This is a genomic window from Terriglobales bacterium (assembly GCA_035573675.1).
Classification (GTDB): Bacteria; Acidobacteriota; Terriglobia; order Terriglobales; family Acidobacteriaceae; genus DATMAB01.
In genome coordinates this window covers 138,787-151,309 of sequence record DATMAB010000018.1, presented here as the reverse complement: position 1 = coordinate 151,309, position 12,523 = coordinate 138,787, and the positions used below count along the sequence as shown (strand labels likewise).

Here is a 12,523-nt window from a genome sequence, read left to right as displayed (position 1 = left end):
CTAAAATGGCTCGTCCATGGTAGATATCCACAGCCACATCCTTCCCCAGGTGGACGATGGCGCCCAGTCATGGGACATCGCCCTGGAAATGTGCCGAATGGCGGCCGGGGACGGGATTTCAGATCTGGTCGCAACCCCGCATGCCAATGACCGCTACTCCTACGATCGCTCGCAGCACCAAGCCGCGGTGGCTCGATTGCAGGAGGCACTTGGTCCAGCGCCCAGGCTTCATCTCGGCTGTGACTTCCATTTCACCTTCGATAACATCCAGGATGCCCTGGCACATAGGGACCGCTACGTGATTGGCAAGACGTCGTACCTGCTGGTGGAATTCAGCGACTTCGCCCTTCCCCCCTCCCTCCCGGACGCCCTGTACCGGCTTCAATCACAAGGACTTACACCCATTGTCACGCATCCGGAGCGCAACCCTCTCCTGCAACGCCAGCCAGAAAAGATCCTTCGCTTGGCGGAAGCGGGCTGTGTCATCCAGGTGACCGCAGCCTCCCTGACGGGACGCTTCGGCGAAACCGCGCGGCGGCTCTCCAAGTGGTTGTTACGGCGTGAAGCCGTGCATATTCTGGCGAGCGACGCCCACGATTTGGAGGACCGCCCGCCCATCCTCTCCGCTGGCCGGGATGCGGTCTCCGACCTGTGTGGACCGGAGGTATCCTTGGCTCTGGTAGAGCAGAATCCGCGCGCCGTGCTCCACAACCAGCCACTGCCGTATTTCCCCCACCCCCGCAACGCCTGACACGATTTCGTCTCACGCTGAGACGTTCTCAGCCTGCAAGGGCGAGACAAGTTCGAGCAACCCCATATATCTCACTGATTCTTAATCGCTTGCGTTTTGGCACGTCGAGTGCTTTTCCTCACGGCGTCCCATCGTCCCATGAAACTGGGTAGTGGGAAAAAATTCAGAGGATTCCAGGGGCGGTTGGTCTCCCGGGTCACTACAGACTCTCTCAAGTTGCCCGAGCTACCGGCTGGAACAACACACAAGGAGAGAGACAATCGTTATGAGCAAGTGGAGCAAGCAGATCGCGAAAGTCGGCCTTGCAGTGGCCGTGGTAGCGATGACCTCGTCTTTGGCTTCGGCGCAGATCAACTCCGGCGCCCAGTCCATCACCCTCAACGCGGCTCTGGCGGAGTCGCTGACCATTAGCCTGTCGGGCAATAGCGTCAACTTCACGCTGACCCCCGGTTCGGCCACCAACGCGGGCGACACCAGCATCACGTCGACCACGTCCTGGGTGCTCAAGCCGGGCCGTACGCAGGTGAACCTGTATGCCTACTTCGGCAGCGCGACAGCGGCCCTGGTGCACCAGGATCCGGCCAACACCACCGACATTCCGTCCTCGGCGGTCGAGATCAGCGTCAACGGTGGCGCCGCGAGCGCGGTGAGCACCAACGCCGCGAGCGCAGTGGGCTTCGGGGCTGCGGGCGCCGGCCTGCGGCTGTTCAACCAGGCCATCACCGGTTTGAACAAGGTGGCCAGCCGCAACGACACCATGGACTTCAACATCAACCTCAGCTCGCTGGCGCAGCTTCCGGCAGACAGCTACGTGGGCACGCTGAACATCCAGGCGCAGGCCGTCAACTAGCCCGCGCCGTTTCGAGAGACGGCATGAGACTTGGTCCTCCCCCCAGGTTCTGGCAGAGAGCACAGCTCGCGATGGGCTGTGCTCTCGGCCTTTTGTTCTTGGCTGCTCCTGCGGCGGCGCAGACCGTGCGCCCGGTGATTTTTGAATACGGCGAGAAAGCCCGCGGCCGCTTCGAGCTGGTGAATGACACTCTGGAGCCGCTGAACGTGGTGCTCGACGCCCGCAGCTTCACGGTCTCCGAAACCGGTGAGATCTCCTATCGCCCGCTCGACCCGAGCATCCACCTGAAGCTCTCCACGATGAGCTTCCGCATTCCTCCCCAGCAGAGCTATCTGGTGTTTTACGAGGCCTGGGCCGACAAGGCTCCGGCCTGGTTCGTGATCTACAGCAACTTCACCGGCTACGGCTTCAAGACCGCGGAAGGCATGAACATTCGCCTGCAGCTTCCGCACACCGTCTACCTGCTGCCCAAGCAACGCGTGAAGAAGCCGGCCGTAGCCGTGCGTAAGGCCGCCTATGACGCCGCCGCCAAGAAGCTTGTGCTGCGCGTGGAGAATCTGAGTTCCGACTTCGGCCGTTGCCTGGCGGCGGAGGTCACATCCAGGCGGAACAAGATCACCCACAACGGCTTCCCGATGTTTCCTGAGCGTCCGCGCCAGGTCGAGATTGCCTGGGAGTCACCGGAGCCGCCGGAGAAAGTCACCTTGCGCTTTGCCGACTTCACTCTGGAGGAGCGAGTCACCGCTGCCAGCCAGTAGGTTTTCGCGGACGCCATGCCCGCACCGATCTTCAGCCGCGTTGTCTGCTCGTTGGGGCTCGGGCTTACGCTTGTCCTGTTCGCCCCCCTGACCCAGGCCCAGGTGTTCCGCATCGGCGCCGGCTCTTCGTCCTTGCTCGACGCGCAGGGAGGCTCGCTCGAGATTCAGAGCCGAAACTACAAGGGCCAATTGGGCGTGGGCGTCCTCGACGGCAAGCTGCGCTTTGGCGCTCTGGTCCGCACCAAGTACCTGGGCCATACCTGGACGCTGGGCGACGACAGCATCCGCTTCGCCATGCCCACTGACATCTTCGACAACAACTACTACTTCCTGGGGCGGGGCCTGAGTGTGGCCGGCACGTGGCGGAACACGCGCTTTCTGGCCTTCGCGGGAGCCACCTCGAACTCGTTCGGCACGCCCTTTTTCCGGGCCGCCCAGGTGGACCAGACCGCCGCCGTGCTGTTCCTGGACCATCCCGTCACCGAGCGCCTGAGCGTGTTTTCACGCAACATTCTTTCTCGCCAGCAGACTTCGATTCACGGCCTGGAATTCAAGGCCCGGCCGTGGCTGAAAACCTCGTTTTCGGCGGGCACTGGGGCCGGACAGCCTTACCTCGCGCTCAGCGCCGATGCCGAACGGGACTGGTTCGCCGTGAAGGCCGCCTACATCGATGCCGGCGACCGCTTCCGCCGCGTGCTGGTGGAGACGCCGATCCACACCGAGGTGGACGGCGCCAACCTGCAAGTAACCCTGCGCCCGCGACACAACCTGACCATCGTCGGCGGACACCAGAACCTGCTGCAACCTCCCGGGGAGAACAGTCAGGGATTGCGCGCCACCGTCAACAACCTCCAGGCGAGCACGAACTGGTCTGCCATCCGCCTCGGTGGAGGCGTGTACCAGTCCAGCGTGCTCAGCTCGAGCAATCTCGGCACCTTCATCTGGGCGAGCCGCCGGATCACAGACCGCATTGACACCACCGTGAACTACTACCGCAGCCAGCCCAATCGGGGACAGGCGGCGAGTACCATCAGCGCCACGGTGCGCGAAGTCATTTCGCCACGGCTGGAGCTGCTGCAACTGGTAACCAACTCCAACGGCCAGACCACGGTGTCGTTCGGCGGACACTTTACCTCCAACCGGTTTTCCCTTGGCGTGGACTACCAGACGCTGTACGTGCCCTTTCGCGCCAACCCCTTCACGCAGGCGCTGAGCCTTACGCTTCGCTTCCGACCCTTCGGGTCCGTGGACCTCAACGCGCAGACTTACGTCACGCCCGAGGGCAAGTTGCGATACACCGCCTTCGGCAACAGCTCCTTGTACCGATACTCAGGATTGCATGTGGGCGAGCGGGCCATGGCGTTCAGCCTGCCCAAGTACCTGATCCGCGGCCGGGTGGAAGATGAACAGGGCGCAGCCATCAGCGGCGCCGCTCTCCAGATCGACAACGAAGTCGCCTTCAGCGACACCAACGGCGAGTTCTTTGTCCGGGTGAAGCGGCAGCGCGCGTACCCGGTACGCGTGCTGCTGGATCAGTTCTTGGTCCCCGGCTACTATGCGGTGGTTTCGTCTCCGGCTACGGTGGCGGCGCGTCCCGAGGAAGAGGCGGTTCCGTTTGCCGTGGTCTTGCGGCGCGTCAAGCCGCCCGCGCGGCCCATCCACACCGCATCCGCCGGCGGCTCTGAGACAACGAGTACGCCAGAGAGGAACGAACCCCCACCAGTTACCCCGCCAGCCGCCGCGAACCGCGAGGCAGGAACGGTGCGGTTCAAGCAGCTCCCTACGGGTTCCTTGGATTACGTAGTGCAGGTGGCCGCGCTCAGCAGCGCCGCGAGCGCGGACAAGCTGGCCAACGAGCTTCGCCAGAAACGCTATCCGGTGCTGGTGCTGCGCGCTTCTTCCGGTGCGTCCCTCTACCGCGTCCAGGTGGGACCGTTCCGGAGCAAGAGGGAAGCCCAGGCCGCGCAGGAGCAGCTCTCGCAGGAGGGCTTCACGGCCATGCTCAAGACCTCGCCTGAACCGGCGGGGCTGGCCGTGCTCCGTTCTGCTTCAACCTCCGGTCTCTGACGTCCCGCGGCTTCGGGACTCTGTCCGGGGTCGCACCTCCCGTTTCCTCCGGAAACGGAACATCTTCTTTCCGACTACCACCTTTGTGCCATGCCACCCGACTTTCCTGCCATTGCTCCGGGGATAGTGCGTGGAGTAGCTTGTCGTTACCTGCCTGGTCGGGCTAGACGCCAGGCGACGCGATGATGACACCCATAACCGCCCGTCGGCTGCTGTCCGTGCTCACCCTGCTGTTGGGATTGCCGGGATTGGCTTCCCGGGCATTCGCCGACGATGGCGCAGGTAGTACCCCCGAGACCGTCATCCTGCGCGCTGTGGTGTTGCCCAGCGTCGGCGTTCAACTGTCGTCGTTGACTTCTCTGCACCCCACGGAGGGCGCCGAACTAGTTGCGCACTGGAACCTGGGCTCGGGCCAGGGCCTGGATCTCACTCTGGTGCGTTGGGAGAATCAGCCGCCACTTGGCTCACCCCGCGAGCGGCTCATCCCCGCGACATACGGGGTCGGCAGTTCCTGTATGGAATGGCGCACCGCGTATTCCAGCGGGTGCGCTTCGATGACCTCGCTCGCAGTCATAGGCTTGACCCGCCTCAGCCGCCAGCGGCCCAGGACAGAACCCTTGCGGATCGGCCTTCCCGGCATCGCGCACGGCTCCGAGGACCCGGCGTCTGAAACCCTGGAGATACGCATCCAGGCTATCTGATTCCGCCCTGAACGCCGCGACGTTAGCACGTTGATTCGGCGCGTGGTTTGCGGCGGAATCGCTACTCCTGCCGGCCTGGTTTTGTGGTAACCTTCCGGAAAAAGCTGCGGGAGGATTTTTCCGGTCTTCGTGTCACCTAAAAAGGAACCCGGGATCCAACTTTCCTGGACGACCATCAGCTACCGCAGCGTCTGGATAACGGTCCTCTCCCTCATCCTGATTGCCGGAGTCGTCGCCTATTTTGCCTTCCCGGGCACCACCCGCCCTGCACTGGCAAAGCTGGGAGTCGCGGTGGGAGGCCTCTTTGAGAAGCTCGGCCTGGTCAATGCGGATGACAAGGGCATTCCCGTCGGCCCGCAGCAGGCGCATTTCACCCAGATCGATGGTTCTGTACGGGTCAAGAAAGTAGTTCGCGGCGATTGGGTGAATGCCGATTACAACCTGCCTCTGGAGAAGGGCGACGTGGTCCAGACCGGTCCCGAGGGCATCGCCAAGATCGTCTTCACCGATGGCACCAACTACACCGTGAAGTCCGACTCGCTGATCGTCATCGAGGAGAACTCGACCAACGCCGCCCAGCAAACCCAGGTCGCGGTTCAGGTAACCACCGGCACCGTCGATCTGGCCACGGCCACGTTCGTCCAGGGCTCCAAGTCCGAAGTCATTGTGGCAGGCGCCACCGCCAGCCTCTCGCCGGAAAGCGCGGCCCAGGTGCGTAACGACCCCAAGGCGGACAGCCATGAGATCCTGCTGCGGCGCGGTTCGGGCGAGGTGCGCCGCGGCGACGAGATCGTGCAACTGGCCGACTACGAGAAAGTCTCCTTCCGGTCCGATTCTGCGCGCATGACCAAGGAGAAGGAAATCAGTCCGCCGACCCTGATCACCCCTCCCAACATGATGCCGATTTTCACCGGCGGGAGCATGAGGCCGGTGACCTTTTCCTGGACTCCGGTGAGCGATGCACGCACGTACCACCTGCGCGTCTCGCGGAACCCGTATTTCTCCTCTACCGTGCTGGACAAGAAAATCAACGGGACGGAGTTCGCCGCCACCGGCCTGCAGGAAGGCACTTACTACTGGCTGGTGCAATCGATCGACCCTCGCGGGCATGAGTCCGTGGAGAGCGAGCGCAACCGCTTCGATTTGGTCAAGCAGGCCGCCCAGGACACGAGCATCCGGCTGGAGATCGCGGAACTGCGCCAGCACGGCCGCGTCATCGAAGTGGTGGGCCAGACCGAGCCGGCGGCCCGCGTGATGGTCAATAGCCAGGAAGTGCCGGTCATCGGCCCGGACGGTGGCTTCCGATTCTTCACCCCACCCCTTCCTAGCGGGGAGAATGTCATCACCGTTACGGCCCAGAACGCCCGGGGCGGAGTGAACACGCAGATCAAGAAAGTTGTTATCCAGTAGCCCGGGTCTTCCGGGCGGTCATGGCCTCCGGTGCAGGGAGGTGTCCGGTTGGGCACCGCCCCCGCCTTCGAAATCGGTTAGAATCTCGACAACACGGCGCCACGGCAACGTCGGCACAACCGAATTTGGGCTGAAGTGAAGCAACATGTCATCTAACGGTCTTCATTCCGAGTCGTCCGTCCTGCAGGGGCTGCGCTCCCTGTTCAGCGTTTTCTCATCCGACCTGGCCATCGACCTGGGCACCGCCAACACGCTGGTCTACGCCAAAGGCAAGGGCATCGTGGTGAACGAGCCCTCCATCGTCGCCATCAACAAGGTCACCGGCGAAGTCGAGGCGGTGGGCAAAGAGGCCAAGGAGATGCTGGGCCGTACCCCCGGCAACATCGTGGCCATCAAGCCGATGAAGGACGGCGTGATCGCCGACTTCAAGGTCACCGAGAAGATGCTCAACTACTTCATTCAGAAGGCGCACAATCGCAAGATGCTGGTGCATCCGCGCATCGTGATCGGCGTGCCTTCGGAGATCACCCAGGTGGAAAAGCGCGCGGTCATGGACTCCGCGTACCGGGCCAAGGCTAGCGAGGTGCACCTGGTCGAGCAGGCCATGGTGGCCGCCATCGGCGCCGGCCTGCCCATCACCGATCCCTGCGGCAACATGGTGGTCGATATCGGCGGCGGCACCTGCGACATCGCCGTGATCTCGCTCAGCGGCATCGTGTACTCGCGTTCCGTGCGCATGGCCGGCAACCAGATGGACGAGGCCATCATGAATTACCTCAAGCGCAAGTACAACCTGCTCATCGGCGAGCGCACCGCAGAACAGATCAAGATGGAGATCGGCTCCGCCTATCCGCTGGATAAGCCGCTCACCATGGAGATCAAGGGCCGCAACCTGATCGAGGGGATCCCTCGTACCATCACCATCGACGACAGTGAGATCCGGGAAGCGTTGAGCGAGTGCGTCGCCACCATCATGAATGCGATTCGCGTGGCGCTGGAACGCACCCCGCCGGAACTCTCGGCGGATATCAGCGATCGCGGCATCGTGCTGACCGGCGGCGGCGCCCTGCTGAAGAACCTGGACAAGCGCATCCGCGAGGAAACCGGTCTTCCCGTTTCGATCGCCGACGACCCGCTGGCCAGCGTGGTGCTGGGCACCGGCAAGATGCTCAGCGACTTCAAGCTGCTACGCAAGATTTCCATCGAGTAAGGCGAGGTGCCGGCCGGGCGGGCCGGAGTCGCAGCATGGAGAACTTCATCGGCCGGTATCGCAACCTCACCATCCTGACCGCGGTGCTGTTCGCGCAGGTGCTGGCATTGGGCGTGCAGGTCCGGCGCCCCACCGATTCCGGTTCCGAATCCCTTATCCGCATCTGGACAGTGGCCGCGATCTCCCCGATCGAGAAAGCCGTGGTCGCCGCCAACCGCGCGGTACGCGACCTATGGCTGAGTTACGTGGACTTGCGCGGCGTGCGTGCCGAGAATCATGCCCTGCGCCAGCAACTGGATCGCCTGCGCCTGGAGCAGGCCCGGCTGGAGCAGGATGCCGCCCAGGGCCGCCGCCTGGGAGCTCTGCTCGCGTTCAAGCAGCAGTTCATTGGAGAGACCGTCGCCGCACGCCTGATCGGTTCCAGCGGCAGCCGGCACTCGCGCGTCTTCTATATCGACAAGGGGTCCGAGCAGGGTATCCGTCCCGACATGGCCGTGATCAGCCCGCAGGGCATCGTGGGGAAGATCACCGCCGTGTTGCCGACCTCGGCCCAGGTGCTGGAGATTCGTGATCCGGAGAGCGGCGTAGGCGTCATCCTCGAGGAATCCCGACTCCGTGCCGTGCTCAAGGGCACGACTGATGGCCGAATGATGCTGCGTTACGTCATGAACGACGAAAAGGTCGAAGTCGGCGAGCGCCTGGTCACTACGGGCGGCGACCGCGTCTTTCCCCGCGGATTGCCGGCGGGCACCGTGAGCAGCGTCGCGCCCGGCAGGGATGCTTTCCTGTCCATCGTCGTCGAACCCGCAGCCGATCTTGATCGCCTGGAAGAGGTCCTGGTGGTTACTCGCATGGAGGAGGTTCCCGCGGACGCGACGGCCGCCGAGGAGCCGCGGCGCGCGGCGGAGATCCTGGCCCAGCGCCTCCCCGGCATCACACCCAAACCCGCGCCCGGGAGCAGCGCGCCGAAACCTGCGGTCTCGCCCGCGGGTTCGGCCACGACCTCGCCACCCGGGGAGCCCGCCGTCTCCACCCAGAATGAAGCTCCGCCTCCCAGCGTGCCTCCCGGAGGAGTATCGCGTTAGGCGTGCCCATCACCTACAGCTCGCGGGCCGAGATCGAGGTCCATCGCTTCACGCTCTCGGCCAGCATCGGCATTCCCCTGGCGGCGCTGTTCCTGCAGGCGTTTGTGCCTGTGTACGTGCGCCGCTTCGACATTCTGGACCTGCCCCTGCTGGTCACCATTTTTCTGGCGGTGGCCCGCCGCAGCCCGGTGACCGGTCTGCTCACCGGCAGCGTGATCGGCCTGCTCCAGGATGGGCTCACGCACCACCCGCTGGGCGTGTACGGAATAGCCAAGACCGTCGTCGGCTTTGCGGCGTCTTCTCTCGGAGTGCGCGTGGATGTAGAGAGCTTGCTGACCCGATTCCTGACGACCTTCGGCTTTTACTTGCTCCACACCGGCGTGTACTTCGTGATCGGGCGCTACCTGGTGCGGCAGTCGCTGGAGTGGGAATGGGGATACCTGTTGGTGGCGTCGGTATTGAATGCCCTGGTGGCGCTGCCCCTGTTTGCTTTCTTGGACCGCTTCAAGCACAAAACCTAGGGGCGGGAGAAAGGGCATTACAATAGACCATCCGCGCTGAAGTCTGTGGCCATGCTGGATCGCGCCGAAAAGATACCGCCGTATCGCTTCACGGCTGTGCAGTATGCGCTGCTGGCCATGTTCCTGCTGCTGGCGTACGGATTGTGGCGTCTGCAGGTCTCCGGCGGTGAGCGCTACGAGCAGCTGGCCCAGCGCAACCGCATCCGCGGCATTCCGGTGATGGCCCCACGCGGCAAGATCCTGGACCGCGAAGGCCGCATCCTCGTCGACAATTACCCTTCGTTCACCGTGCTCTACCAGCGCGAGCAGGGTGCGCCCTCCGAGGACGACCTGGCCCGCATGGCCGCCGGCCTGCATATGTCAGTGGAGGAGATTCAGGGACGCCTCCGGCGCCGGGCCGGAGAGCCCTCCTTCCGCCCGGCCGTGATCAAAGAGGACATCACGCCGGACGAGCTGGCGTTCGTCGAGGCGCACCGCGCCGAACTGCCCCAACTCGACGTCATCATGGTGCACCGGCGACTGTATCCGCGGAACGGCTTTGCGGCCCACCTGATCGGCTACGTGGGCGAGGTCAGCGAGCGCATGCTGGATCAGCCCGGCTTCGAGCTCTACCAAGCCGGTGACATCGTCGGGCAGTACGGCGTGGAGCAAACCTACAACCACCTTCTGATGGGCAAGGATGGCTACCGCCGCGTGGTGGTGGACAGCCGCGGGCGTGAGGTCGGACAACTGGAGGAGGCCGCGGCCACACCGGGCAGGCAGTTGCGCCTCACCATCGACCTGGACCTGCAGATCGCCGCGGAGGAAACTCTCGAAGGCAATGAAGGCGCCATCGTGGCGCTCGATCCGCGCAACGGCGAAGTGCTCGCTCTGGCCAGCCGCCCGACGTTCGATCCCAATGCTTTCACCGTAGGCATCTCGCGTCAGGAGTGGAGCCGGCTGGTCAATGATCCTGACACGCCGTTGCTCAACCGGGCCACCCAGGCGCAGCTGGCTCCCGGCTCGGTGTTCAAGATCCTGATGGCGGTGGCCGGACTGGAAGAGGGAATCGCCCAGAAGATGAGCGTCACTTGCCCCGGCGGCAAGAATTTTTACGGGCGCTTCTTCAAGTGTCATCGAGTTCACGGTGGTGGCGTGGACATCCAGCGCGCCATCACCGAATCCTGCGACACCTACTTCTACACGCTGGCGGAACGCCTGGGCATCGAGCGCATCGCGCAGTACGCCACGCGCTATGGCCTGGGGCAGAAGACCAACATCGACCTGCCGCAGGAAGTGGCCGGCGTCATGCCCTCGGAACAGTGGAAGATCCGCACCTTCCGCCAGAAGTGGTATGCGGGCGAAACCATCTCGGTGGGCATCGGTCAGGGAGCCGTGGCGACTACGCCCATCCAATTGGCCCGCGCCATCGGCGGCATCGCCATGGATGGCGTCCTGTTCCGGCCCCACGTCGCTTTCCCCGACGAAATGCAGGGCCTGGCCCAGGCTGCGGCGGCACGCGAGGTGCCGGATCGTGTGGTCGTGCCGATTGGTGCTCGCAACTGGGAGATCATCACAGACGCCATGGCGGGCGTAGTGAATCCCGGCGGCACGGCCGCCAGCGCCCATCTCGAAGGCATCGACTTCGCCGGCAAGACCGGCAGTTCGCAGGTGGTCAGCAACGAGGCCCGGCGCAAGCTGACCGGAGAGCGCTATCGGGACAACGGTTGGTTCGTCGGCCTGGCTCCGCGCCGCAATCCGGAAATCGTGGTCGCGGTCCTGGTCGAAGGCGGAGAGCACGGCTATGTGGCCGCGCGCCTTGCCGCCCAGGTGATCAAGGCCCACTTCGACAAGAAGCAGCGCAACGGCGTGAAGGTGGCGGAAGGCCGGAGCCCCGCCCAACCTCCCGGCGTGGAGGTTGCCGCGGTCTGGGGTGAAGCTGGCCCGCCAACAGGGACTGGTCGCATTCGTACCGGGCGATTTGACATGTCTCTGTCCTACCAGTCCCCGCCCCGCCCCGGAAAGAAGCAAGTACCCAGCACGGAGTCGTCAAGCCGTCAATTCGACGCTTCGTCCATCCCCCAATCCCCATGATTCGCTTTGTCTCATTCCGTGATTTCGACTGGCCCCTGTTGGGGCTGGTGCTGCTGATCTGCTCGCTGGGCGTGGCCGAAATTTACAGCGCGACGTACAACACCAGGCTCGCGGGCGCGCACGTCAAGCAGATCTATTGGATCCTGTTCGGGGTGCTGTTGCTGTTCGCGATGAGCCTGCTGAACTATCAGACGCTGCTGGAGCGAGTCCACTGGTTTTACATCGCCTCGATCGTCTCGCTGATTGCGGTCCTCCTGTTCGGACAAAAGTACCTGGGTGCGCGGCGCTGGATCCGCATCTACGGCAGCACCCACTTTCAGCCTTCGGAGTGGATCAAGCTGGTCGTCATTCTGGCTGTGGCTAAGTATTTTGCCGACATGCGACAACGCGAGCCTGCCGTCTCGGACATCGTCAAGGCCGGGCTGCTTGCCGGCGTGCCCATGCTGCTCATCCTGGCGCAGCCGGATCTGGGCACCGCGCTCACCTATGCGCCCATTGCGGTGATGGGTCTTTTCCTGGCCGGCATGCGCTGGAAGCATGCCGCCGTCATCCTGCTCTGCTCCGGACTGATGATGCCCGTGGTCTGGAAATTCGGACTGAAGGACTACCAGCGGGCGCGGCTCACCAGCTTCCTGGATCCCGCCGCCGATCCCCAGGGCTCCGGCTACCAGGTGCAGCAATCGTTGATCGCTGTCGGCTCCGGGGGCATTTGGGGTAAGGGTTTCTTGCAGGGCTCGCAGACCCAGGGCTTGTTCCTGCCCGTTACCCACACCGACTTCGCCTTTGCCAGCTTCGCGGAAGAGCAGGGACTGTTGGGCGCCATGGGCTTGTTATTGCTTTACTTCATGGTCCTGATGCGCCTGGTGCAGAACGCCCAGGTGGCCCGCGACCGCGCCGGTTCCTTCATCATCATGGGTGTGGTTGCAGTGTTGGCCTTCCACGTCCTGGTCAATGTCGGGATGGTGGTGGGCTTCATGCCGGTCACGGGCATCCCGCTCCCGCTGATGAGCTACGGAGGCTCCTCGGCCCTGTTCACGTTCCTCGCCCTCGGCCTGGTGATGAACATCCGCATGCGGCGCTTCGTAAACTAGCCCCCG

At 63.8% G+C, this 12,523-nt stretch carries 11 protein-coding genes; all 11 read left to right on the top strand.

What is annotated here, in order from left to right; genetic code table 11:
- Positions 1-16: 16 nt before the first annotated feature.
- The 11 genes from VNK82_08665 to rodA all read left to right on the top strand — a co-directional run bounded on the left by VNK82_08665 (position 17) and on the right by rodA (position 12,517).
- Positions 17-751, top strand: a complete 735-nt coding sequence (locus tag VNK82_08665; GenBank protein HXE91019.1) for a CpsB/CapC family capsule biosynthesis tyrosine phosphatase — start codon at positions 17-19, stop codon at positions 749-751.
- A 265-nt stretch (positions 752-1,016) separates the two neighbouring features.
- On the top strand, positions 1,017-1,601 hold the full coding sequence (locus tag VNK82_08660; protein HXE91018.1) for a hypothetical protein: 585 nt from the start codon (positions 1,017-1,019) through the stop codon (positions 1,599-1,601).
- Between the two features lie 92 nt (positions 1,602-1,693).
- Positions 1,694-2,359 (top strand): hypothetical protein, encoded by a 666-nt coding sequence (locus VNK82_08655; GenBank protein HXE91017.1) that lies wholly within the window; start codon positions 1,694-1,696, stop codon positions 2,357-2,359.
- 15 nt (positions 2,360-2,374) lie between these two features.
- Entirely contained in the window at positions 2,375-4,426 is a 2,052-nt protein-coding gene (locus VNK82_08650; protein ID HXE91016.1) for an SPOR domain-containing protein, read from the top strand.
- A gap of 182 nt (positions 4,427-4,608) precedes the next feature.
- The gene (locus VNK82_08645; protein ID HXE91015.1) at positions 4,609-5,127 is read left to right on the top strand and encodes a hypothetical protein; all 519 of its coding nucleotides are present in this window, start codon (positions 4,609-4,611) and stop codon (positions 5,125-5,127) included.
- Between the two features lie 129 nt (positions 5,128-5,256).
- Positions 5,257-6,537 (top strand): hypothetical protein, encoded by a 1,281-nt coding sequence (locus VNK82_08640; protein HXE91014.1) that lies wholly within the window; start codon positions 5,257-5,259, stop codon positions 6,535-6,537.
- Between the two features lie 145 nt (positions 6,538-6,682).
- Positions 6,683-7,747, top strand: a complete 1,065-nt coding sequence (locus tag VNK82_08635) for a rod shape-determining protein (GenBank protein ID HXE91013.1) — start codon at positions 6,683-6,685, stop codon at positions 7,745-7,747.
- Between the two features lie 35 nt (positions 7,748-7,782).
- Positions 7,783-8,832, top strand: a complete 1,050-nt coding sequence (gene mreC / locus VNK82_08630; GenBank protein HXE91012.1) for a rod shape-determining protein MreC — start codon at positions 7,783-7,785, stop codon at positions 8,830-8,832.
- A 2-nt stretch (positions 8,833-8,834) separates the two neighbouring features.
- Positions 8,835-9,353: a rod shape-determining protein MreD gene (gene mreD, locus VNK82_08625; GenBank protein ID HXE91011.1), complete on the top strand. Its 519-nt coding sequence runs from the start codon at positions 8,835-8,837 to the stop codon at positions 9,351-9,353.
- Positions 9,354-9,404: 51 nt separating this feature from the next.
- The gene (mrdA, locus tag VNK82_08620) at positions 9,405-11,426 is read left to right on the top strand and encodes a penicillin-binding protein 2 (GenBank protein HXE91010.1); all 2,022 of its coding nucleotides are present in this window, start codon (positions 9,405-9,407) and stop codon (positions 11,424-11,426) included.
- On the top strand, positions 11,423-12,517 hold the full coding sequence (gene rodA / locus VNK82_08615; protein ID HXE91009.1) for a rod shape-determining protein RodA: 1,095 nt from the start codon (positions 11,423-11,425) through the stop codon (positions 12,515-12,517). The genes mrdA and rodA overlap by 4 nt, the downstream gene beginning before the upstream one ends.
- Positions 12,518-12,523: the final 6 nt, after the last annotated feature.

Excerpts from the sequence above, each read along its gene's own strand:
- VNK82_08660 (HXE91018.1), top strand. The coding sequence starts at position 1,017 with ATGAGCAAGTGGAGCAAGCAGATCGCGAAAGTCGGCCTTGCAGTGGCC.
- VNK82_08650 (HXE91016.1), top strand. The coding sequence starts at position 2,375 with ATGCCCGCACCGATCTTCAGCCGCGTTGTCTGCTCGTTGGGGCTCGGG.
- rodA (HXE91009.1), top strand. The coding sequence starts at position 11,423 with ATGATTCGCTTTGTCTCATTCCGTGATTTCGACTGGCCCCTGTTGGGG.
- VNK82_08645 (HXE91015.1), top strand. The coding sequence starts at position 4,609 with ATGATGACACCCATAACCGCCCGTCGGCTGCTGTCCGTGCTCACCCTG.
- VNK82_08665 (HXE91019.1), top strand. The coding sequence starts at position 17 with ATGGTAGATATCCACAGCCACATCCTTCCCCAGGTGGACGATGGCGCC.
- mrdA (HXE91010.1), top strand. The coding sequence starts at position 9,405 with ATGCTGGATCGCGCCGAAAAGATACCGCCGTATCGCTTCACGGCTGTG.
- mreC (HXE91012.1), top strand. The coding sequence starts at position 7,783 with ATGGAGAACTTCATCGGCCGGTATCGCAACCTCACCATCCTGACCGCG.
- VNK82_08635 (HXE91013.1), top strand. The coding sequence starts at position 6,683 with ATGTCATCTAACGGTCTTCATTCCGAGTCGTCCGTCCTGCAGGGGCTG.